This window comes from Micromonospora sp. NPDC085948, from assembly GCF_040686315.1.
GTDB lineage: Bacteria > Actinomycetota > Actinomycetes > Mycobacteriales > Micromonosporaceae > Micromonospora.
The window spans coordinates 44,359-66,276 of record NZ_JBFBJW010000003.1 but is presented as its reverse complement, the minus strand read 5'-3'; the positions used below and the strand labels follow the sequence as shown (position 1 = coordinate 66,276).

At 73.3% G+C, this 21,918-nt stretch carries 19 protein-coding genes and 1 riboswitch; of the genes, 16 read left to right on the top strand and 3 right to left on the bottom strand.

All coding sequences use genetic code 11. The annotated features are described in order from the left end of the window. The first annotated feature begins 33 nt into the window (after nucleotides 1-33). The 9 genes from AB0O48_RS09980 to AB0O48_RS09940 all read left to right on the top strand — a co-directional run bounded on the left by AB0O48_RS09980 (nucleotide 34) and on the right by AB0O48_RS09940 (nucleotide 9,405). Nucleotides 34-1,308 carry an adenosylmethionine--8-amino-7-oxononanoate transaminase gene (locus AB0O48_RS09980; protein ID WP_365064514.1) on the top strand — a complete coding sequence of 425 codons (1,275 nt, stop codon included), beginning with the start codon at nucleotides 34-36 and terminating at the stop codon, nucleotides 1,306-1,308. A 64-nt stretch (nucleotides 1,309-1,372) separates the two neighbouring features. Further along, nucleotides 1,373-2,209: an orotidine-5'-phosphate decarboxylase gene (gene pyrF, locus AB0O48_RS09975; RefSeq protein ID WP_357254837.1), complete on the top strand. Its 837-nt coding sequence runs from the start codon at nucleotides 1,373-1,375 to the stop codon at nucleotides 2,207-2,209. A gap of 178 nt (nucleotides 2,210-2,387) precedes the next feature. Further along, entirely contained in the window at nucleotides 2,388-2,705 is a 318-nt protein-coding gene (mihF, locus tag AB0O48_RS09970) for an integration host factor, actinobacterial type (RefSeq protein WP_030335662.1), read from the top strand. Nucleotides 2,706-2,730: 25 nt separating this feature from the next. Next, nucleotides 2,731-3,264 (top strand): guanylate kinase, encoded by a 534-nt coding sequence (locus tag AB0O48_RS09965; protein WP_357254839.1) that lies wholly within the window; start codon nucleotides 2,731-2,733, stop codon nucleotides 3,262-3,264. Between the two features lie 65 nt (nucleotides 3,265-3,329). Beyond that, the gene (gene rpoZ, locus AB0O48_RS09960) at nucleotides 3,330-3,593 is read left to right on the top strand and encodes a DNA-directed RNA polymerase subunit omega (protein ID WP_030335666.1); all 264 of its coding nucleotides are present in this window, start codon (nucleotides 3,330-3,332) and stop codon (nucleotides 3,591-3,593) included. 14 nt (nucleotides 3,594-3,607) lie between these two features. Next, nucleotides 3,608-4,816 carry a bifunctional phosphopantothenoylcysteine decarboxylase/phosphopantothenate--cysteine ligase CoaBC gene (coaBC, locus tag AB0O48_RS09955; RefSeq protein ID WP_357254841.1) on the top strand — a complete coding sequence of 403 codons (1,209 nt, stop codon included), beginning with the start codon at nucleotides 3,608-3,610 and terminating at the stop codon, nucleotides 4,814-4,816. 87 nt (nucleotides 4,817-4,903) lie between these two features. After that, nucleotides 4,904-6,097 (top strand): methionine adenosyltransferase, encoded by a 1,194-nt coding sequence (gene metK / locus AB0O48_RS09950; RefSeq protein WP_357254843.1) that lies wholly within the window; start codon nucleotides 4,904-4,906, stop codon nucleotides 6,095-6,097. Nucleotides 6,098-6,156: 59 nt separating this feature from the next. After that, nucleotides 6,157-8,163 carry a primosomal protein N' gene (locus AB0O48_RS09945; RefSeq protein ID WP_365064506.1) on the top strand — a complete coding sequence of 669 codons (2,007 nt, stop codon included), beginning with the start codon at nucleotides 6,157-6,159 and terminating at the stop codon, nucleotides 8,161-8,163. 258 nt (nucleotides 8,164-8,421) lie between these two features. Beyond that, entirely contained in the window at nucleotides 8,422-9,405 is a 984-nt protein-coding gene (locus AB0O48_RS09940; protein ID WP_357254846.1) for an AAA family ATPase, read from the top strand. 79 nt (nucleotides 9,406-9,484) lie between these two features. On the opposite strand, the gene AB0O48_RS09935 is transcribed toward AB0O48_RS09940, so the two are convergent. Further along, nucleotides 9,485-10,765, bottom strand: coding sequence for a hypothetical protein (locus AB0O48_RS09935; RefSeq protein ID WP_365064504.1), 1,281 nt, complete (start codon nucleotides 10,763-10,765; stop codon nucleotides 9,485-9,487). Between the two features lie 306 nt (nucleotides 10,766-11,071). Between AB0O48_RS09935 and AB0O48_RS09930 the strand changes: the two genes are divergently transcribed. From AB0O48_RS09930 to AB0O48_RS09915, 4 genes are all read left to right on the top strand, one after another. Further along, nucleotides 11,072-13,498: a tetratricopeptide repeat protein gene (locus AB0O48_RS09930; RefSeq protein WP_365064501.1), complete on the top strand. Its 2,427-nt coding sequence runs from the start codon at nucleotides 11,072-11,074 to the stop codon at nucleotides 13,496-13,498. Nucleotides 13,499-13,687: 189 nt separating this feature from the next. Continuing rightward, nucleotides 13,688-14,245, top strand: a complete 558-nt coding sequence (gene def / locus AB0O48_RS09925) for a peptide deformylase (RefSeq protein ID WP_357254853.1) — start codon at nucleotides 13,688-13,690, stop codon at nucleotides 14,243-14,245. 5 nt (nucleotides 14,246-14,250) lie between these two features. Beyond that, on the top strand, nucleotides 14,251-15,177 hold the full coding sequence (gene fmt, locus AB0O48_RS09920; protein WP_365065127.1) for a methionyl-tRNA formyltransferase: 927 nt from the start codon (nucleotides 14,251-14,253) through the stop codon (nucleotides 15,175-15,177). Beyond that, nucleotides 15,132-16,610 carry a transcription antitermination factor NusB gene (locus AB0O48_RS09915; RefSeq protein ID WP_357375585.1) on the top strand — a complete coding sequence of 493 codons (1,479 nt, stop codon included), beginning with the start codon at nucleotides 15,132-15,134 and terminating at the stop codon, nucleotides 16,608-16,610. The genes fmt and AB0O48_RS09915 overlap by 46 nt, the downstream gene beginning before the upstream one ends. Before the next feature lie 47 nt (nucleotides 16,611-16,657). On the opposite strand, the gene AB0O48_RS09910 is transcribed toward AB0O48_RS09915, so the two are convergent. Beyond that, a complete protein-coding gene (locus tag AB0O48_RS09910; RefSeq protein ID WP_365064499.1) occupies nucleotides 16,658-17,548 on the bottom strand; it encodes a septum formation family protein in 891 nt (296 codons plus the stop codon). Between the two features lie 82 nt (nucleotides 17,549-17,630). Next, on the bottom strand, nucleotides 17,631-18,521 hold the full coding sequence (locus tag AB0O48_RS09905; RefSeq protein WP_357254859.1) for a septum formation family protein: 891 nt from the start codon (nucleotides 18,519-18,521) through the stop codon (nucleotides 17,631-17,633). Nucleotides 18,522-18,775: 254 nt separating this feature from the next. Here AB0O48_RS09905 and rpe point away from each other — a divergent pair, with 254 nt between their 5' ends. From rpe to ribD, 3 genes are all read left to right on the top strand, one after another. After that, on the top strand, nucleotides 18,776-19,456 hold the full coding sequence (gene rpe, locus AB0O48_RS09900) for a ribulose-phosphate 3-epimerase (RefSeq protein ID WP_357254861.1): 681 nt from the start codon (nucleotides 18,776-18,778) through the stop codon (nucleotides 19,454-19,456). Between the two features lies 1 nt (nucleotide 19,457). After that, nucleotides 19,458-20,414 carry a response regulator gene (locus tag AB0O48_RS09895; protein ID WP_365064495.1) on the top strand — a complete coding sequence of 319 codons (957 nt, stop codon included), beginning with the start codon at nucleotides 19,458-19,460 and terminating at the stop codon, nucleotides 20,412-20,414. Nucleotides 20,415-20,491: 77 nt separating this feature from the next. Next, nucleotides 20,492-20,662, top strand: a riboswitch (FMN riboswitch). Nucleotides 20,663-20,855: 193 nt separating this feature from the next. Beyond that, on the top strand, nucleotides 20,856-21,917 hold the full coding sequence (gene ribD, locus AB0O48_RS09890; protein ID WP_365064492.1) for a bifunctional diaminohydroxyphosphoribosylaminopyrimidine deaminase/5-amino-6-(5-phosphoribosylamino)uracil reductase RibD: 1,062 nt from the start codon (nucleotides 20,856-20,858) through the stop codon (nucleotides 21,915-21,917). Nucleotide 21,918: the final 1 nt, after the last annotated feature.

The window sequence follows — 21,918 nt, the reverse complement described above, 5'->3', positions numbered from 1 at the left end:
CGCCCGGCTTGTCCGTGTCTGGAAGGAGTACGTGTGACACCCGAGGAGATCCTGGCCTTTGACCGGGCGCACGTCTGGCATCCGTACGCCGCGCTGCCCCCGACGAACCCGCCGTACGTGGTGGAGAGCGCCGAGGGGGTGCGGCTGCGGCTCGCCGACGGGCGGGAGCTGGTGGACGGGATGTCGTCCTGGTGGGCGGCGATCCACGGCTACCGGCACCCGGTGCTGGACGCGGCGGCGACCGACCAGCTCGGCCGGATGAGCCACGTGATGTTCGGCGGGCTCACCCACGAGCCCGCCGTACGGCTCGCCCGGACCCTGGTCGAGCTGACCCCGGACGGCCTGGAGCACGTGTTCCTGGCCGACTCCGGCTCGGTGAGCGTCGAGGTGGCCGTGAAGATGTGCCTGCAGTACCAGCGGGCCGTCGGCCGACCGCAGCGGCGCCGGTTGGCGACCTGGCGGGGTGGCTACCACGGCGACACGTTCCACCCGATGAGCGTCTGTGACCCGGAGGGCGGCATGCACCACCTCTGGGGCGACGTGCTGCCCCGGCAGGTGTTCGCCCCGGTCCCGCCCGGCGGCTTCGACGACCCGCCCGACGACGCGTACGTGGCGGCGTTGGTGGAGACCGTCGAGCGGCACGCCGACGAACTGGCCGCGGTGATCGTCGAGCCCGTCGTCCAGGGCGCCGGCGGGATGCGGTTCCACCATCCGGGCTACCTGCGGGTGCTGCGCGAGGTGACCCGGGCGCACGGGGTGCTGCTGATCTTCGACGAGATCGCCACCGGGTTCGGTCGTACCGGTGCGATGTTCGCCGCCGAGCACGCCGGGGTGACGCCGGACGTGCTGTGCCTGGGCAAGGCGCTCACCGGGGGCTACCTGACGTTGGCGGCGACGCTCTGCACCCCGGAGGTCGCCCGGGGCATCTCCGCCGCCGGCGTCCTCGCGCACGGACCCACGTTCATGGGCAACCCGTTGGCCTGCGCGGTGGCCAACGCCTCCATCGGGCTGCTGCGGGCCGGGGACTGGTCGGCCCAGGTGGCCAGGGTCGGCGCCGGCCTGCGCGCCGGCCTGGAGCCCCTGCGCGGTGCGCCCGGCGTGGCCGACGTGCGGGTGCTCGGCGCGATCGGGGTGGTCCAACTCGACCACGAGGTCGACCTCGGTGCGGCCACCGTGGCCGCCGCGGATCAGGGGGTGTGGCTGCGCCCGTTCCGCGACCTCGTCTACACGATGCCGCCGTACGTCACCGACGACGCCGACCTGGCCCGGATCACGGCCGGGGTGGCGGCGGCGGTGGCGGCCGGCTGAACCGCCGTCGTCAACGCACACCCGGGAGGCGGTCCGCCGCCCGGCAGGAGAGAGGGAGTACCGGATGGAGAGCTTCGGAACCCGGCTGCACCGGGCGATCGGCGAGCGGGGGCCACTCTGTGTGGGCATCGATCCGCATCCGGGTCTGCTGGCCGGTTGGGGCCTCCCGGACGACGTCTCGGGACTGGATCGGTTCGCGCGGACCGTCGTCGAGGCGCTCGGTGACCGGGTTGCGGTGGTGAAGCCTCAGTCGGCCTTTTTCGAGCGATTCGGATCCCGCGGAGTGGAGATTCTTGAGTCAACTATCCGACAGTTACGGGATGCCGGCTCGCTCGTTCTCCTCGACGTGAAGCGCGGCGACATCGGCTCGACGATGCGCGCGTACGCCTCCGCGTACCTCGATCCATCCAGCCCGATGTATGTCGACGCGGTCACCGCGAGCCCCTACCTCGGAGTCGGTTCGTTGGCGCCGATGTTCGAGTTGGCCGCCGAGCACGGCGGCGGCGTGTTCGTGCTGGCCCTCACCTCCAACCCCGAGGGCGCGGCCGTGCAGCAGGCCCGCACGGCCGACGGCCGCACCGTGGCGCAAACCGTGATCGACGAGATTTCCCAGCTCAACGAGGGTGCGACTCCGCTCGGGAGCTTCGGTCTGGTGGTCGGGGCGACCATCGGTGACACCGGTCACGACCTCTCCGGCGTGGGGGGTCCACTGCTCGCTCCGGGGCTCGGCGCGCAGGGTGCCGGTGCCGCCGATCTGCGTACCGTCTTCGGTTCGAGCCTCGCCTCGGTGCTCCCGTCGTACTCCCGGGAGGTGCTCTCCGCCGGCCCCGATGTCGACGCCCTGCGGGCCGCCGCGGACCGCGTGTTGGCCGACTGCCGGGCCGTCCTGCCTGCCCGGTGACTGACTGACGGGTCGGTCACCTTACGGTGATCATGCGGCCCCCACGTTGCCGAAAGCTCCGTTGGCCGCTAGTTTTCCCCGCGCTGGGAACCATGGACCCCTTGGTTCACAGCGACACCACGTTTCACAGATGCGGCGGTGCGCCCCGCCCGCCGCGATAGGGACCTGAGGAGAACTGGTGCCGCTCCCGTCACTGACCCCCGAACAACGCGCTGCCGCGCTCGAGAAGGCCGCGGAGATCCGCAAGGCCCGTGCTCAGCTGAAGGAGCAGCTCAAGCAGGGCAAGACCACTCTTGGTGCCGTCCTCGAGCGCGCCGAGAGCGACGACGTCGTCGGCAAGCTCAAGGTTTCGGCCGTCCTGCAGGCCATGCCGGGTATCGGCAAGATCCGGGCCACCCAGATCATGGAGAAGCTCAAGATCGCGGACAGCCGTCGCCTGCGTGGCCTCGGCGAGCAGCAGCGCAAGGCACTGCTTGGAGAGTTCGCCGCCAACTGAACCTGGCAGCGTGTAGAAACAAGCAGTGAGCACGGATGACGAGGCGCGCCCGGCTGCTCGGCTCACTGTCCTGGCTGGACCTTCGGGTTCCGGCAGGGAGAGTGTCGTCGAGCTGGTCCGGGCGCGTTCTCCGTCCGTGTGGATCCCGGTGCCGGCCACGACCAGGCCGCGCCGGGAGGCGGAGATCGACGGGGACGACCGCGTTTTCCTCGCCCCCGCCGAGTTCGATCGCCGGCTCGCCGCGGGCGAGCTGTTGGAGTGGTCCCGGATCGGCGCATACCGCCGGGGCACGCCGTACCCACCGCTGCGCGCCCGGCTCGACGCCGGGCAGCCGGTGTTGCTCCCGCTCGACCTGCCCGGCGCGGCGGTGGTGCGGGCCCGCCGGCCCGATGCGCGGCTGGTGCTGCTGGGCCCACCGGGGTACGAACCCGACCCCACCGTGGCGGCCGCCTTCACGCACACGCTGACCCACGACCGCACCGAGCGGGTGGTCGACGAGCTGGTAGGCTTACTCGGTTCTTCTTATCCGGATCCGGCCTGGTCGCGCGTGCGCGGCTGACCGCCGGCCGCCGTTGAGACTCAACACCGCGTGCGCGCGGCTCGAAAGACGCAGAGGTCAAATTCGTGGGATCCATCGCCAACCCCGAAGGCATCACCAACCCGCCGATCGACGAGCTCCTCGAGAAGACGACGTCGAAGTACGCGCTCGTCATCTTCGCCGCCAAGCGCGCGCGCCAGGTCAACGCCTACTACAGCCAGCTCGGCGAGGGCCTGCTGGAGTACGTCGGCCCGCTCGTCGAGACCACCCCGCAGGAGAAGCCCCTCTCCATCGCCATGCGCGAGATCAACTCGGGCCTGCTCACCGCCGAGCCGACCGACCAGCCGTAAGCACTCGCCGGCCGATGTCCGCCTCGATCGTCCTCGGGGTCGGCGGCGGCATCGCCGCCTACAAGGCGTGTGAGCTGCTGCGACTCTTCACCGAATCAGGTCACCGGGTCCGGGTCGTGCCGACCGCGTCGGCGCTCCGGTTCGTCGGGGCGCCGACCTGGGCGGCACTCTCCGGCCAGCCGGTCGCCGACGACGTCTGGACCGACGTGCACGAGGTGCCGCACGTCCGGCTCGGTCAGCAGGCCGACCTGGTGGTGGTCGCACCGACCACCACCGACCTGCTCGCCAAGGCCGCGCACGGGCTCGCCGACGACCTGCTGACCAACACCCTGCTGACCGCCCGCTGTCCGGTGCTGCTGGCCCCGGCCATGCACACCGAGATGTGGGAGCACCCGGCCACCGTGGCCAACGTCGCCACGCTGCGCTCCCGGGGGGTCCGGGTCATCGAACCGGCAGTCGGGCGGCTCACCGGCGTCGACACCGGCAAGGGTCGGCTGCCCGACCCGGCGGAGATCTTCGCCGTCGCCCGTCGGGTCCTGGCCCGAGGTGCCTCCGCCCCCGCCGACCTGGCCGGCCGCCGGCTGGTCGTCACCGCCGGTGGCACGCGGGAGCCGCTGGACCCGGTCCGCTTCCTGGGCAACCGCTCCTCCGGCAAACAGGGGTACGCGTTCGCCCGCGCGGCGGTCGCCCGAGGCGCCCGGGTCACCCTGATCGCGGCCAACGTCTCCCTCGCCGACCCCGCCGGCGTCGACCTGATCCGGGTCGGCACCACCGCCGAGTTGCGGGAGGCGACGTTGAAGGCCGCCGTCGAGGCCGACGCGGTGGTGATGGCGGCGGCTCCGGCCGATTTCCGGCCGGCGGCCTACGCGCCTGGCAAAATCAAGAAGTCGGACGACGGTGTCGCGCCCACCATCGAGCTCGTCACGAACCCGGACATCGCGGCGGAGCTCGGCCAGCGCAAACGAGCGGAGCAGCTGCTTGTGGTGTTCGCCGCCGAGACCGGCGACGCCGAGGCCAACGGCCGAGCGAAACTCGCTCGGAAGCGGGCCGACCTGATCGTCGTCAACGAGGTCGGTCCCGACCTGGTCTTCGGCGCCGACACCAACACGGTGACGGTCATCGGCGCGGACGGCTCGGTCAGCCGGCTGCCCGAGCAGGCCAAGGAAGCCGTGGCCGACACCGTCTGGGATCTCGTCGTGGCGCGGCTGCCGGTCCGCTCCTGACGGGTGGAACGGAGCGCGACCGGTCCCTGCACCGGCCGCAGTGGTGATTAGACTGCCGCGGAACGACCTCACACGCTTAGGAGTGCCGTGACACGCCGCCTCTTCACGTCCGAATCGGTCACGGAAGGCCACCCGGACAAGATCGCCGACCAGATCAGCGATGGCATCCTCGACGCGTTGCTGACCGAGGATCCGCACAGTCGGGTCGCGGTGGAGACCATGATCACCACTGGCCAGGTGCACATCGCCGGTGAGGTGACCACCAAGGCGTACGCGGACATCCCGACGATCGTCCGCCGCACCATCCTCGACATCGGCTACGACTCGTCGAAGAAGGGCTTCGACGGCGCGTCCTGCGGCGTCAGCGTCTCCATCGGCGCGCAGTCCGAGGACATCGCACAGGGCGTGGACAACGCCTTCGAGCTGCGGACCGGGGCGTCGGAGAGCGCGCTGGACGCGCAGGGCGCCGGCGACCAGGGCATGATGTTCGGCTTCGCCTGCTCGGAGACGCCCGAGCTGATGCCGTTGCCGATCGCCCTCGCCCACCGGCTGGCCCGCCGCCTGGCCGCCGTGCGCAAGGAGGGCACGATCCCCTACCTGCGGCCGGACGGCAAGACCCAGGTGACCATCGAGTACGAGGGGCTGCGCCCGGTCCGGCTGAACACCGTGGTCGTGTCCAGCCAGCACGCCGCGGACATCTCGCTGGACTCGCTGCTCACTCCCGACGTGCGTGACCACGTGATCGCTCCGGAGTTGGAGAGCCTCGGCCTGGACACCGACGGCTACCGGCTTCTGGTCAACCCGACCGGCCGGTTCGAGATCGGCGGCCCGATGGGCGACGCCGGGCTGACCGGTCGCAAGATCATCGTTGACACGTACGGCGGGTACGCCCGCCACGGCGGCGGCGCGTTCTCCGGCAAGGACCCGTCCAAGGTGGACCGCTCCGCCGCGTACGCCATGCGCTGGGTCGCCAAGAACGTGGTCGCCGCCGGTCTGGCCGAGCGGTGCGAGGCGCAGGTCGCCTACGCCATCGGCAAGGCCCACCCGGTGAGCCTGTTCATCGAGACGTTCGGCACCGAGACCGTGCCGGTCGCGTCGATCGAGAAGGCCGTCACCGAGGTGTTCGACCTGCGTCCGGCCGCGATCATCCGGGACCTCAACCTGCTCCGCCCGATCTACCAGCAGACCGCCGCGTACGGCCACTTCGGCCGGGAGCTGCCGGACCTCACCTGGGAGAGCACCGACCGGGCCGCCGACCTCAAGTCGGCCGCGGGAGCCTGACCGCCACCAAGCGCAGCGACCGGCGACCCGCGGACGGGTCGCCGGTCGCGCGCGTCTGCGTGGACGTCGGCCTGGCGCACCTGGACCGGCCGTTCGACTACCTGGTGCCGGCGGAGCTGGACGAGGTGGCGGTGCCCGGTACCCGGGTGAAGGTGCGCTTCGCCGGGCAACTCGTCGACGGGTGGCTGCTGTCGCGCGCCGACGACTCCGGGCACACCGGCCGCCTCGCGTACCTGGAGAAGGTCGTCTCGCCGGAGCCGGTGCTGGCGCCCGAGATCGCCCGGCTGGCCCGCGCGGTCGCCGACCGGTACGCGGGCAGCCTCGCCGACGTGCTCCGGCTCGCCGTCCCACCCCGGCACGCCCGGGTCGAGAAGGAGCCCCGCGACGACGGCACGTCCGTTCCACCGGACGCCGACACCCTCGACCCGCCCGCCGCCGAACCCTCGACCGCGCGGCCGGGGCACACCGCGTCCGCGACCGTGCGGCCCGAGACCGTCGACCCGGCGGCCGACCCGGTCGACCCGCGCGGGTGGCGGGACTACCCGACGGGTCCGGCGCTGCTGCGGGCGCTCACCGATGGCCGGGCGCCCCGCGCGGTCTGGTCGGCGTTGCCCGGCGAGGACTGGGCGGCCCGCTACGCCGACGCGGTGGCCGCCACCGTCGCCGGCGGGCGTGGCGCGGTGGTGGTGGTGCCCGACGCCCGCGACCTCGACCGGCTGGACGCCGCGCTCACCGGCGTGCTCGGCCCGGGGCGGCACGTCTGCCTCTCCGCCGCCCTCGGTCCGGCCCGGCGCTACCGGGCGTTCCTCGCCGCCCGTCGCGGGCAGGTGCCGGTGGTGATCGGCACCCGGGCGGCGATGTTCGCCCCGGTGGACCGGCTCGGCCTGGTCGCCATCTGGGACGACGGTGACGACCTGCACTCCGAGCCCCGGTCGCCGTATCCGCACGCCCGCGACGTGCTGCTCACCCGCGTCCAGCTCGCCGAGGCCGGCGCGCTGGTCGGCGGGTACGCCCGCACCGCCGAGGCGCAGTTGCTGCTGGAGACCGGCTGGGCGCGGGAGGTGGTCGCCGACCGGGCCACCGTGCGGGCCCGGATTCCGGCCATCGCGCCGACCGGCGACGACCCGCAACTGGCCCGCGACCCGGGGGCCGCCACCGCCCGACTGCCCAGCCTGGCCTGGACGGCCGCCCGCGACGCTCTCCGGCAGGACCTGCCGGTGCTGGTGCAGGTGCCCCGTCGCGGCTACCTGCCGTCGATCTCCTGCGCCGAGTGCCGCACCCCGGCCCGGTGCGAGCACTGCTCCGGGCCGCTCGCGCTGCCCTCGGCCGGTGGCACCCCGGCCTGCCGGTGGTGCGCCCGGGTGGCTGCCGCGTACGCCTGCCCGCAGTGCGGTGGGCGGCGGCTGCGGGCCGCGGTGACCGGCGCCCGGCGGACCGCCGAGGAACTGGGTCGGGCGTTCCCCGGCGTGCCGGTGCGCACCTCGGGGCGCGAGGAGGTGCTGACCGACGTGCCCGGCGGCGCCGCCCTCGTGGTGACCACGCCCGGCGCCGAGCCGGTCGCTGCGGGCGGCTACGGAGCGGTGCTGCTGCTCGACTCGTGGGCTCTGCTGACCCGGGCCGACCTGCGCGCCGGTGAGGAGGCGTTGCGTCGCTGGCTGGCGGCGGCGGCCCTGGCCCGCCCGGCACCCGCGGGCCGGGTGGTGGTGGTCGCCGACGGTGCGCTCGCCCCGGTGCAGGCGCTGTTGCGCTGGGACGCCGCCTGGTTCGCCGGCCGGGAGTTGGCCGAGCGTCGGGAGTTGGGCTTCCCACCGGCCGTCCGGATGGCGAGCGTCACCGGCGCGGCCGAGGCGGTGGCCGACCTGCTCGCCGCGGCCCGGCTGCCCGACGACGCCGAGGTGCTCGGGCCGGTGCCGGCCGAGGAGGGCCGGGAGCGGATGCTGGTCCGGGTGCCCCGGGCGCGGGCTGCGGCGCTCGCCGAGGCGCTGCACTCGGCCGCGGGTGTGCGCGCCGCCCGCAAGGCCGCCGATCCGGTTCGTCTCCAGGTCGACCCGCTGAGCCTGTTCTGAGCGGTTTCGGGGGGGCGTCGGCGGGCGACGGGCCCGGCCCGCGCGGTTGGTCCTCGCACACCGCGTCCGACAGGGCGGTGGCGGCGGAGTGGTAGCATCGCCCGTCATGCCAAGGCGTACGACGGCTCCAGGTTGCGACGGAGCGTCACAGGCGCCGTGCTGGGGGCCGCCGCAGGATGGCGCGACGATGGCGGGAACGCGTCGGTCGGACGCGATGTCGATGATGTCTTTGAGCCGGTGAGCAGGGGTGGACCAGTCGTGACCGTTGGACAATCGATCGTCTTCAACGGCGACCTCGGCAGCGGCAAGAGCACCGTGTCGGTCGAGATCGCCAAGCGGCTCGGCATGCGCCGGGTCAGTGTGGGTGACCTCTACCGGGAGATGGCGCAGCAGCGGCAGATGACCGCTCTGCAGCTCAATCTGCACGCCGAGCTCGACCAGGCCGTCGACGGCTACGTCGACCAGCTCCAGCGGAACATCGCCGCCTCCGGTGAGCGCCTCGTCATGGACTCCCGGCTGGCCTGGCACTTCTTCACCGACGCGCTCAAGGTTCACATGATCACCGAGCCGGGTGAGGCGGCCCGCCGGGTGCTGGCCCGTCCGTCCGGGCCGGCGGAGAGCTACGCCTCCCTGGAGGAGGCCAAGGCCAAGCTCCGGGAACGCAGCGCGAGCGAGCGCAGCCGGTTCATCGTCCGGTACGGGGTGGACAAGGCCCGACTGCGTAACTACGACCTGATCTGCGACACCACCCGTGCCTCGGCGGCCGAGGTGATCGAGCACATCGTCGCCGCGTACGAGGGCACGCTCGGCGCCGAGGTGCTGCGCGACGGTCCGCCGCTGCTGCTGCTGGACCCGGCCCGCGTCTACCCGACCGAAGACATCGCCACCCTGCGGGGTCTGTGGGACACCGACTTCGTCGGCGACGTGGCCGAGGCCGGCGACGAGGCCCTCGAGCCGCTGAAGATCGGGTTCACCGGCGAGTACTTCTTCGTCGTCGACGGTCACCGTCGGCTCAGTGCGGCCTTGCAGAACGGGTTCTCGCTGGTCCCGGCCCAACTGGTCGCCGAGGTCGACGAGCCGGTGGTGGGTGGGATGAGCGCGATCGACTACTTCGCCGCCCAGGTGCGCCCCGGCCTGATCTACGACTGGGAGGCGGCCCACAAGATCCAGCTGCCGCTGCCCGAGCCGGCGCTGCTGCGCGGTGACGCGGTGCTCGCCGGGGACCCGGCCGCCGGCGCCTGAGCCCAGCGATGGGCCGGGCCGGCACGCGGGGTGCGCGCCGGCCCGGCCACCTGTTCGGTCGGTGCGTCGAGGCGATGCCTCAGCCGAGGACCACGCCGGAGGCGCCGACGCCGGCCATGCCGGAGAAGATGTCCTCGTAGTAGAACCGCCAGGCGCAGGTCCGACCGGTGGGGACGTAGCCGGTACAGGCCACCGAGGTGTTGGTGTCGTCGATGGCGGTGTTGGTCCCGGTCGCCCAGACCTGGAGGGTGTTCGCCGCGTTCACGATCTCCACCGGGCCGCCGCTGTCACCCTGACCGACGGCGTTGGTGCGGGTGGTGTTCTCCGCCTGCACCTGACCGCAGACCGTGCCGAAGTTGCGCACGTTGATGCACAGGTTGCGGGCCTTCACCTGGATCGAGCAGCGGGTGCCGGAGTACGCGCCGGAGGTGCAGACCCAGTTGCCGACCTGGCTGGCCGTCGCGCCGATCACCTGGTTGTTGAACTCGCTGACCACCTGGCCGACCGCGTTGGTGCTGTTGTTGAAGACCCGGCCGCCGCCGCTGCCGTTGAGCAGCAGGGTGTCGGTGCCGACGTTGCGGGTGCCGACGGTGCCGATCGTCTGCCCGGTCGGGTCGGTCGCCAGGACGTTGAGGTTGGCGCAGTGCGCGGCGGAGAGCACCCGCGTCACCCCGCCCTGGTAGACGCCGAAGCCGGTCGAGCAGCCACCGCCGGTGGCGGTGTTGCGCCACGCGGCGCCACCCCACCACGGCGCGCTGTCGTCCCACCGGGTGGCCGGCGCGGCGGCGACCCCGGTCTGCACGGTCACCGGGACGCCGGCGAGTGCCGACGCGCCGAGCAGACCGTCCTGGGTGCCGACGAGCAGGCCGGCGCCGTCGGCGCGAGGCCCGACCGTGGTGATCTGGTTGCCGACCTTGGCCCGCAGCCGGTCGGCCGCGGCGACGAGCTCCCGCTGCGAGTACGGGGCGGACAGCACCTTGGTGGCGACGGTGGCCCGGGTGGTGGCCACCAGGTTGGCCGGCGGCTCGCCCTTCCAGTAGACCTGGAGGTGCCGGGTGGTGGGATCGGCGACGATTCCGGCGAAGCCGGAGTTCGCGCTGCGCTCGGCGGCGTTCGTGATCCGCGCGGCGGCGGTGTTCATCCGCTCCTGGAGCCGGAGCAGCTCCGACCAGGAGGCGAAGCCGCCGGGCACCGGTGTGCTGTCGACGAACGAGCCGGCGGTGGCGGCCTTGCCTCCGGGTGCGGCGGTGGCCGGTGCGGCGGTCACGCCCGCGGCGAGCAGCGTGAGGCCGAACGCGGCGACGGCGACGCGCCGCAGCAGCGACGGAGACCGCCGGACGGTCAGATGTGGACGGATCATCAGGTACCTCTTCCCCCAGGGGTAGTGGAGCGGGCCGAACCCGCACCAGGACGGTGGCACGGGACGTCGGCGCCGCGAGGCGGATCCTGGACGGGGCTGGACACCACCGGACAGCGCCGGACGGTCCACTGTCCGACGTGGAACTGTCAGACATCGGCGCTCGCCTATCGACCGGCGCTGGGGCGGAATTAGCCTGCCCGTGCGCATCCGGGGCGGCCGGGTGACCGGGGGGTGGGAGCCGCATTGTCCGACCAACGGGTACCTTCCGGTCGATCGGCGGCACCGGGATCGTCCGCGGCGTTCGAGGTGACCCATGCCGCCGGCGAGGCGCAGACGTTGCAGGAACTGGCCGGGCTGCTGCGCCAGTTGCGCCGTCGGGAAGCCCGGCAGCAGGGCGAGACCCAACTGACGTACCGGCAACTGGCGGCGAAGACCGGCTGGTCGCGCGGGATCATCGGGGAGTACTTCGCCGGCAACATCCTGCCTCCGCCGGAGCGGTTCGACGCGCTCATCAGGCTGCTCGGTGCCGCCCCTGCCGAGCAGGGGGCGCTGGCCACGGCACGGGACCGGGTCGAGGAGCGCCGCCGAAGTCCGAACCGGGACCACGCGACGACCGGACGGGCGAGTGCCGGGGCCGGACGGGCCAGGGCCGGCGCCCCACGCCCCGGTACGCCGCCGGCCCGCTTCCCGGTGCCCCGCCAACTGCCCCCGGCGCTGCCGGGGTTCGTCGGGCGTGCCGCCCAGCTCGCCGAGCTCGACGCCGCGTGTGCCAGCCCCGGCGGGTCCGGGGACGACAGCATGGCGCCGGGCACCGTCCTGACGTTGTCCGGCACGGCCGGGGTCGGCAAGACGACGCTCGCGGTGTACTGGGCGCACCGGGTCGCCGCCCGTTTCCCGGACGGCCAGCTCTACGTCGACCTGCGCGGGTTCGACTCCTCCGGGGTGGTGGTGACTGCCGTCGAGGCGGTCCGGGGTTTCCTGGAGGCCCTCGAGGTGCCGCCCGAACGAATCCCCACCCACCTCTCCGCGCAGGTGGGCCTCTATCGCAGTCTGCTCGCCGGTCGCCGGATGCTGGTGCTGCTCGACAATGCCCGCGACATCGACCAGGTCCGTCCCCTGCTGGTCGGCAACCCGAGCTGCCTGGTCCTGGTCACCAGCCGCAACCGGCTCGCCGGTCTGATCGCCGCCGACGGCGCCCGCCCGATCGGCGTCGGCCTGCTCAGCACCGTCGAGGCCTGGCAACTGTTGGGCCGGCGGCTCGGCGCGGACCGGTTGGCGGCCGAACCGCGGGCGGTGGACGAGATCATCGAGCGGTGCGCGCGGCTGCCGCTGGCGCTGGCGGTGCTCGCCGCCCGGGGCGCGGCGAACCCCGCCTTCGGCCTGGCCGCCCTCGCCCACGAGCTGCGGGAGGCGCCGCACCCGCTGGACTCGTTCGACGGTGGCGACGCCGGCAGCGACGTGCAGGCGGTCTTCTCGTGGTCGTACCGGAGCCTCACGCCTGCGGCGGCGCGTCTGTTCCGGCTGTTCGGCTGCCATCCGGGGCCGGAGATCGGGGTCGCCGCGGCGGCCAGCCTGGCCGGGCTGCCCCGGGGCCAGGTGCCTCGACTGCTGGCGGAGCTGGCCCACGCCCACCTGGTCACCGAGCAGGCCCCCGGGCGGTTCGGCGCACACGACCTCCTCCGGGCGTACGCGGCGGAGCTGGCGGAACGCCTCGAACCGGCGCAGGCCCGGCGGGCGGCGATCCGGCGTGGGCTGGACCACTACCTGCACACCGCCCACGCGGCGGCGTTGCTGCTGCAACCGGGCCGGGATCCGGTCGCTCTGGCCGCCGCCCCACCGGGTGTGCTGCCCGAGGAGATCACCGACCACGGTCAGGCGCTCACCTGGTTCACCATCGAGTACCCGGTGCTGCTGGCGGCGGTCGCACACGCGAGACGTGCCGGGTTCGACGGGCACGCCTGGCAGTTGGCCTGGACACTCGTGGATTTCCTGCAGCGTCGGGGGCGGTGGACGGACCTGGCGGTCGCCCAGCGGGCCGCCCTGGCCGGGGCGCGGCGCGCGGGTGACCGGCTGGGGCAGGCGAACGCCCACCGCGACCTGGCCCGGGTGCTCTCCCGGCTGGGCCGGGTGGACGAGGCGGCCCGGAACTACCGCCAGGCCCTGGTGATCTTCGAGGCGTTGGGTGACCACACCGGGCAGGCGCGCACCCACCGGGCGTTCGGCGCGATGCTCGACGGGCTCGGCCGGTACGCCGAGGCGCTGGACCACGGCCAGCGGGCCCTGGCGCTGTACCGGGCCGCTGGTCATCCGGCCGGGGAGGCCAGCGCCCGCAACGCGGTCGGTTGGGCACACGCCCAGCTCGGCCAGTACGGGCCCGCGCTCGCGCACTGCGAGCAGGCGTTGGTGTTGCTGCGTCCGACCGGGGACCGGCACGGTGAGGCGAACACCTGGGACAGCCTCGGCTTCATCCACGCCCGGCTGGGTGACCACCGCGCGGCGATCCGCTGTTACCAGCGGGCGCTCGGGTTGTACCGGCGGGTCAGCGACCGCTACGACGAGGCGGACACCCTGGCCCGCCTCGGCGAGAGTCGAGACGCGGCGGGGGACACGGCGGGCGCCGTCCGCACCTGGCGGCGGGCCCTGGGCATCCTCGACGATCTCGGTCACCCCGACGTCGAGCGGGTACGTGACCTGCTGAGCCGGGCGACGCCCAGGTGCTCGGCGTGGGGCTGACGCTCCGCACGGGCCGCCCGGACGTCGGCGAGGGGCCGGGGCCGGGCGCGCTCGGCCGGTGCCCGGCGGCCGGCCGGTGACGCTGGGCACACCTGCGGTGGCCGATCGAGGTACGCCGGCCAGCGCGCGGCCGGGCACTCCGTAGACTGGTACGTGACGCCCATCCACCTGTCGAAGGAGCCATCCCGCGTGACCGTTCAGCCCATCCGTCTGTTTGGGGATCCGGTGCTGCGCACGCCGGCCGATCCGGTGGTCACCTTCGACGCCGAGCTGCGTCGGCTCGTGGCCGACCTGACCGACACGATGCGTGAGCAGAACGGCGCCGGCCTGGCCGCGCCGCAGCTCGGCGTGAGTCTGCGGGTGTTCACCTTCGACGTCGACGACGTGCTCGGGCACCTGATCAATCCGGTACTGGAGTTTCCGGACGAGGAGGAGCAGGACGGCCCGGAGGGCTGCCTGTCGATTCCCGGCCTCTACTTCGACACCAAGCGTCGGCAGAATGTCATCGCGAAGGGCTTCAGCTCCTTCGGTGACCCGGTGCAGATCGTCGGCACCGGCCTGATGGCGCGTTGCGTGCAGCACGAGACCGACCACCTCGACGGGGTGCTGTTCCTGGACCGGCTGGACCAGGAGGGGCGCAAGGAAGCCATGAAGGCGATCCGTCAGGCCGACTGGTACGACGCGGCGGCCCCACCCACGGTCAAGCTGAGCCCGCACATCAGCGACCCCTTCGGTCTGGGTCGGTGACCCCGATGCGTGTGCTCTTCGCCGGTACGCCGGCCGTCGCCGTTCCCGCCCTGGCCGCCGCCGCCGCGTCGCAGCACGACCTGGTCGCCGTGGTCACCCGGCCGGACGCGCCCGCCGGGCGTGGGCGTGGCCTGTCCCGCTCCCCGGTCGGCGAGTGGGCCGACGCGCACGGCGTCGAGGTGCTCACGCCGGAGCGCCCCCGCGACCCCGAGTTCCTCGACCGGCTCCGCGAGCTCGCACCGGACTGCGTGCCGGTGGTCGCCTACGGCGCACTGGTGCCACCGGCCGCCCTGGAGATCCCCCGGTACGGCTGGATCAACCTGCACTTCTCGCTGCTGCCGGCGTGGCGGGGCGCGGCTCCCGTGCAGCACGCCGTGCTGCACGGCGACGAGCTGACCGGGGCCAGCGTCTTCCAGCTGGAGGAGGGTCTGGACACCGGCCCGGTCTACGGCACCCTCACCGACGAGATCCGGGCCGCCGACACTTCCGGTGACCTGCTGGAACGGCTCGCCGAGTCCGGTGCCGGGTTGCTCGTGGCGGTGCTCGACGCGATCGCCGACGGCACCGCCCGCGCCGAGCCGCAGCCTGCCGACGGGGTGTCGCTGGCGCCGAAGCTGACCGTGGACGACGCCCGGGTCCGCTGGGGTGACCCGGCGTTCGCCGTGGACCGCCGGATCCGGGCCTGCACGCCGGCCCCGGGCGGCTGGACCACGTTCCGGGGCGAGCGGGTGAAGCTCGGCCCGGTCGTGCCGGTACCCGACGGCCCCGAGTTGAAGCCGGGGGAGCTGCTGGTGGAGAAGTCCCGGGTGTTGGCCGGCACGGCGACCGTGCCGGTGCGCCTCGGTGAGGTCCGCGCCGCGGGCAAGCGGGCCATGGGCGCGACCGACTGGGCGCGCGGCGTCCGGGTCGGCGCCGGAGAGGACTTCGCGTGACCGCCCCGGAAGGCACCCGTCCGACCCGCTCCGGCCCGCCCCCGGGTCGTGGCGGGGACCGCCGGCCGGTCCGGCCACCACTGGACCGCCCGCGCCGTGCGGCGTACGAGGCGGTGGCCGCCGTGCACCGCGACGACGCGTTCGCCAACCTGGTGCTGCCCATCATCCTGCGGGAGGAGGGGCTGTTCGGCCGGGACGCGGCCTTCGCCACCGAGCTGACCTACGGCACCCTGCGCAACCTGGGCACGTTGGACGCGATCCTGACCGACGCCGCCGGCCGGGACGTGGCCCGGATCGACCCGCCGGTCCGCGACGCGCTGCGGCTCGGGGCGTACCAGCTCCTGCACACCCGGGTGCCGGCGCACGCCGCGGTGTCGTCGACAGTCGACCTGGTCCGTTCGGTCGCACCGGGCGCGACCGGCTTCGCCAACGCGGTGCTGCGCGAGGTGTCCAGCCGGGACGCGGACGCCTGGGTGGCGAAACTCGCCCCACCGATGGAGACCGACCCGGTCGGGCACCTGGCGTTGGCGTACAGCCATCCGCAGTGGATCGTGCGGGCCTTCTCCGAAGCGCTCGACGGCGATCTCGGTGAGACGGCCCGGCTCCTGATCGAGGACAACGAGCGTCCCCCGGTGCACCTGTGCGCCCGGCCGGGCCTGATCGACCCGATCGAGCTGGCCGACCAGGTCGGTGGGGCGCCCGGCGCCTTCTCGCCGTACACCGTCTATCTGCCCGGCGGCGCGCCGGGCGACATCCCGGCGGTGGTCGACGGCCGTGCCCACGTCCAGGACGAGGGTTCCCAACTGGTCGCGGCGGCACTCGCCGACGCGCCGCTGGACGGCCCGGACGGGCGGTGGTTGGACCTGTGCGCCGGCCCGGGCGGCAAGGCCGGCCTGCTCGGCGCGTTGGCCGCGCAGCGTGGCGCGCGGGTGACCGCGGTGGAGGTGGCCGAGCACCGCGCCCGGCTGGTCTCCCTGGCCACCCGCGACCTGCCGGTGACCGTGCTGGCGATGGACGGCCGTGACGTGGGCGCCGACCCGAAGCTACCGGAGCAGCACTTCGACCGGGTGCTGGTGGACGCTCCCTGCACGGGGCTGGGCTCGCTGCGGCGTCGGCCGGAGTCGCGGTGGCGTCGCGAACCGTCCGACCTGCCGCCGCTGACCCGGCTGCAACGGGAGTTGCTGGGCGCGGCGTTGCGGGCGGTCCGCCCGGGTGGTCTGGTCGCCTACGTGACCTGCTCGCCGCACACCGTCGAGACGCACGTGACGGTGACCGAGGCGGCCCGCCGCAGTGGTGTCGCGGTGGACTTCGTCGACGCCCGACCGCTGCTGCCGGCCGGCATGCCCGGCCTGGGTGACGGGCCGACGGTGCAGCTCTGGCCGCACCGCCACGGCACCGACGCGATGTTCCTCGCCGTCCTGCGGCGAGGCTGACGGGGCTCACGTCCGGCCGGTCACCCGACCGGCCGGACGTCGGACGCTCAGGTGACCGGGAGCCCCTTGGTGCCGGCGTTGCGCATCGAGCGGGTCAGGTTCCGGTCGGAGATCCAGAGGAAGCACTGCACGCCGCGGTTGCCGTTCTTCCACTCCTCCTCGTACGGCTGGTAGAAGATCGTGCCGGCGCGGAACTCGAGCTGGGAGTTGTCCGGCACCTTGGCGTACCTGGCGATCATCGTCTGGCAGGCCCGGTGGGTCTTCTTCACGGTGCGGGAGAACTCGGCGAAACTGACCGCCGGGGCCTGCCAGACCCCGACGAACTCGGCGTGGTGCTTGGCCGTGCAGGAGACCGGCAGCATCTCGTCGATGTCGTCCTTGACCAGCTTGGGGTTGAAGCAGCGGTACGCCAGCGGTGCCGCGCCGGACAGCGCGCCCCGGAGGCTGCCGGTGCGCGGGCCGACGGTGGTGTCGTCGATGCTGGCGATCTCGGTGACGTCGCAGCGGTACCACCGGGCGCCGCCCGCCCAGGCCTGCGGCGACGGCAGCACCACGGTCAGGCCGATCCGCCCGGAACGCCAGTCGGCGCCCACCGCCTTGTTGACCTCCGCGTCGCACCCGGCCTGCGCGGCCCGCATGCCCGCCGAGCCGGGCTGCGGGGGCGTGCCGGGCTGGGCGTTCGGGCCGGTGAGCGTGCCGACGTGCATGGTCTCGACCAGATGCGATTCGGTGCACGCCGTCGGGTTGTAGCCGGTCAGGAAGCCGACCTGCTGAGAGGTCAGGTGGCAGACGTCGGCGGCGGGCACGAACTGCTGCGCCGCGACGGGTGCCGGCCAGTCGTCCACGAGGTCGGTGTCGACTCCGGCGGGTGCGCTGCACCCGGTCAGTACCAGGGCCAGGGCCGCACCCCCGGCGTACGCCGCCCACCACCGTCGCATCGCTGACCTCCCGCCACTGTGGCCTCCGGCCGGACCCCGCCGGTCGGTAGCGCCACGGCGCAGCAGCATACGGCACCCATCCTCAGATGGCGGGCAGTCCCTCGGGGCCGGCGCCGCGCATCGAGCGGGTGAGTTTGCGGTCGTCGCTCCACAGGAAACAGCGCACGCCACGGTCGCCCTCCTCCCACTCCCGTTGTGACGGCGGGTAGTAGATGGACCCGGCCCGGTACGGGAGGTCCTTGTTGTTCGGCACGGCCGCGTACGCGGCGATCAACTCCATGCAGCGCCGGTGCGACTGCGCGGCGGACCCGCTGAACTCGGCCCAGGTGGCGTCGCGTTCCTGGTAGACGCCCACGAACTCGGCGCGGTGCGGCTCGGTGCAGAGCACCGGCGCCATGTAGTTGAGGTTGTCGCCGATCAGCTTGGGGTCGAAGCAGCGGTGGGTCAGCGGGCTGTCGCCGATCAACGCGCCCCGCAGGCTGCCGGTGCGGTTCACCGGGCGGGTGTTGTCGATGCTGCCGGTCTCGCTGAGGTCGCAGCGGAACCAGCGCGCGCCGCCGGCCCAGGCCGGTGCCGACGGCAGCGCCAGGGACAGCGTGAGCCGGGCGGTGTGCCAGTCGCCGCCGAGCACCTCCCGGGCCCGTTGGTCGCACTCGGCGCGGGCCGTGCGCAGCGCCGCCGATCCGGGCTCCGGCCGGGTCTCGGTCAGCGCGTCGGGCCCGACGAAGGTGCCGACGTGGATGGCCTCGGCGAGGTGGTTGCGCGCGCAGTCCACCGTCTCGTAGGTGCTGGCCTGCACGACGCCGGTGATCCGGGGCAGGCAGGTGTCGGTGGCGGGGGTGAACGGCGTCGGGTCCCGCAGCGCCGGCCAGTCGTCGGTGAGATCACCGTCCGCGCCCCGCGCCGGCGAGCAGCCGGCCAGCAGCATCGTCGTGACGCCGGCCAGCGCCAGCGCTGGAAGCCACCGTCGCATCGTCCGCCCTTCCGGGAGCTGGCGGCCGGTCACCGCGCCCCGCGGCGAAACCCCGGCGGGCGTGCGCCCTTCGGCACCGTCCCGCTTGGAGTGTCGTCGCGTTTCCGTCGATCGGCCAGCCACTCATGTCTGTTCGTCCGGATTCGGCAGTCCGGAGCGCCTAATTCTGCACCACTGGTCACTGTCGCATCACAACGCGTCGGAGTTGGTGCCGCGCTGCGGGTCGCGCGTGACCGCGTTCGTACACTGGCCCCGTGACCGTACCGCCGCCGATCGTCGCGCCGAGCATCCTGGCCGCCGATTTCGCCCATCTCGCCGAAGAGGTCCGTGCCGTCGAGGACGCCGCGGACTGGTTGCACGTCGACGTGATGGACAACCACTTCGTGCCGAACCTGACCATCGGGTTGCCGGTGGTGCAGAGCCTGCGGGCGGTCACCGCGATGCCGTTCGACGTGCACCTGATGATCGAGGATCCGCGCCGGTGGGCGCCCGGTTACGCCGACGCGGGGGCGTACAACGTCACCTTCCACGCGGAGGCGGCCGACGACCCGGTGGCGCTGGCCAAGGACCTGCGCTCGGCGGGTGCGAAGGCCGGCCTGGCCATCGACCGGGACACTCCGATCGAGCCGTATCTGGACCTGCTGCCCAGCTTCGACACCCTGCTGATCATGACGATCAAGGCCGGTTTCGGTGGGCAGCGGTTCATTCCGCAGTTGCTGGAGAAGGTGCGTGCCGCCCGCCGGCACGTCTCGGCCGGGCACCTGGAGCTGCGCATCGAGGTGGACGGCGGGATCGCCGCGGACACCATCGAGCAGGCGGCCGCCGCCGGCGCCGACGCGTTCGTGGCCGGCACCGCCGTGTACGGCGCCGCCGACCCGGCGGAGGCGGTACGACACCTGCGGGCGCTGGCGGAACGCGCGGCTCCCGGGGCCTGAGGTGGAACCCGAGGTCGACCGCAAGGACATCATCCTCGTCGTCGACGACGACGCGGACATCGCTCGTTTCGTCGAGTTCAACCTGCGGCTGCACGGCTTCGAGGTGATCCACGCCAGCGACGGCCAGGAGGCCCTGGAGGTCATCGAGCGTCAGCGACCGGACCTGGCGGTGGTCGATCTCATGATGCCCCGCATCGACGGGCTGGAGTTGACCCGGCGGCTGCGCGCCGACCCGATGACCTCCGCCCTTCCGGTGATCATGCTGACGGCCAAAGGGATGACTGTCGACAAGGTGCACGGGCTCAGCGCCGGCGCCGACGACTACCTGGTCAAGCCGTTCGACACCGCCGAGCTGGTGGCCCGGGTCTCGTCCACCCTGCGCCGCAACAAGGAGTTCCGGGAGGTCTCCCCGCTGACCGGGCTGCCCGGCAACAGCCGGATCCGGCGGGAGATCAGCGACCGGGTCCGCAACGGCGTGGACTACGCCGTCGGCTACGTCGACATCGACCGGTTCAAGAGCGTCAACGACCGGTACGGCTTCGTGCGGGGCGACGACTTCATCTCCGCGCTGGCTCGCAGCCTGCACCGGGCGGTGGTGGGCGTCGGGCTGCCACCGGCCTTCCTCGGTCACGTCGGCGGCGACGACTTCGTCATCGTCTGCGCACCGGACCAGGTGCGCTCACTGACGTCCCGGGCGGTCGTCGACTTCGAAAATGCGGCCGACACGCTCTACGACCCGACCGACCGGGAGCGCGGTTTCGTCGAGCTGAAGGACCGGCGCGGCAACATCCGCCGCGCCGCCCTGGTCACGCTCTCCATCGGGGTGTCCCTCTCCGACGCCGGCAAGCGGTTCACCGACCCCCTGGAGGCGATCGCGGTGGCCTCGGAGATGAAGACGGTGGCCAAGAGTCAACCGGGGTCGTACGTCGCGGTGGACCGGCGCCGTGGTGTCACGTGAGCATGACGGCCCTGTGAAGTAGCTCGCCTAGGTGGCGACGCGCGCCCTTTTGCATGTAACACTTTCCTGTACCCACCACGCGCTGGCGGGACTCGGTGAAATTCCGAACCGGCGGTGATCCACGGTCCAACCGTGGTCAGCCCGCGACCCGGACGGCTCTGCTGCCCGGTGGACCTGGTGAAAATCCGGGGCCGACGGTTGGGAGCGGTTCGTCCGCTCCCAGACAGTCCGGATGGGAGACAGCGCGCGGGACGGACGGGTCCGAGCCGGCCGCTGGCTTCAGCGTGCCGCGCCGACCCTCCGGGGGCGGCTGTGCCGTTCCCGGAATCCGTGGGCGGCTCGCGCCGTTCCCGGATCCGCCACCGCCTGCCCGCGGCCCCATGGCCGCAGCCTCCCTGACCGCCGCGCGCGGACCGGCGAGTGAGAGGGCAGGGCAGGGCGATGGCCAGCGTCTCCGTCGACGAGGCGATGCGGCGTGCGATCGAGTTGGCGGCACGCGGGCTCGGCACCACCAGTCCCAACCCCGTGGTCGGTTGCGTGCTGCTCGACGAGGACGGCCAGGTCGTGGGCGAGGGCTTCCACGCGTACGCGGGCGGGCCGCACGCCGAGATCGTCGCGCTGGCGCAGGCCGGGCGACGCGCCAAGGGCGGCACCGCAGTCGTCACCCTGGAACCATGCGATCACACCGGTCGCACCGGCCCCTGCAGTTCCGCGCTCGTCCAGGCCGGTGTCTCCCGGGTGGTCATCGCCGTACCCGACCCGAACCCGGTCGCGTCCGGGGGCGCCGCCACGCTGCGCGCCGCCGGGGTCCGGGTCGATCTGGGGGTACGCGGCGAGGAGGCCGAGGCCGGCAACGTCGCGTGGCTGACCTCGATGCGCCGCGGCTGGCCGTATGTCATCTGGAAGTACGCCGCCACGCTCGACGGGCGCTCCGCCGCGGCGGACGGCACCAGCATGTGGATCACCTCGGAGGCGGCCCGGATCGACGTGCACGCGCTGCGCGGCACCGTCGACGCGGTGCTCGCCGGGGTGGGCACCGTCCTCGCCGACGACCCCCGGTTGACCGCCCGCAACCTGCGCGACGGCAGCCTGGCCATCCGGCAGCCGCTGCGGGTGGTCGTGGACAGCTCGGGGCGTACCCCGGCGGACGCCCAGGTCCGCGACGGCGCCGCGCGGACGTGGATCGCGACGGCCGACGCGGTCGGCGCCGACCCGGACGGCCGGGTCGACCTGTCGGCGCTGCTCGCGGCGCTGCACCAGCGCGGGGTTCGCGCGGTGCTGCTGGAGGGCGGCCCCCGACTGGCCGGCGCGTTCCTGCGGGCCGGCCTGATCGACAAGATCGTCGGGTACGTGGCGCCCCGGTTGCTCGGCGCCGGACCGACCGCCCTGGTCGACGCGGGAGTGACCACCATCGCCGAGGCCATCGATCTGGAGTTCGTCGACGTTACGCAGGTCGGTCCGGATCTCCGGATCACCGCTTTGCCCCGCAAAAGGGAGGGCTGAC

Bases quoted from the DNA above. Each gene is read 5' to 3' on its own strand.
- pyrF (WP_357254837.1), top strand. From the start codon at position 1,373: ATGGAGAGCTTCGGAACCCGGCTGCACCGGGCGATCGGCGAGCGGGGG.
- coaBC (WP_357254841.1), top strand. From the start codon at position 3,608: ATGTCCGCCTCGATCGTCCTCGGGGTCGGCGGCGGCATCGCCGCCTAC.
- AB0O48_RS09935 (WP_365064504.1), bottom strand. From the start codon at position 10,765: ATGATCCGTCCACATCTGACCGTCCGGCGGTCTCCGTCGCTGCTGCGG.
- fmt (WP_365065127.1), top strand. From the start codon at position 14,251: ATGCGTGTGCTCTTCGCCGGTACGCCGGCCGTCGCCGTTCCCGCCCTG.
- AB0O48_RS09910 (WP_365064499.1), bottom strand. From the start codon at position 17,548: ATGCGACGGTGGTGGGCGGCGTACGCCGGGGGTGCGGCCCTGGCCCTG.
- AB0O48_RS09905 (WP_357254859.1), bottom strand. From the start codon at position 18,521: ATGCGACGGTGGCTTCCAGCGCTGGCGCTGGCCGGCGTCACGACGATG.
- ribD (WP_365064492.1), top strand. From the start codon at position 20,856: ATGGCCAGCGTCTCCGTCGACGAGGCGATGCGGCGTGCGATCGAGTTG.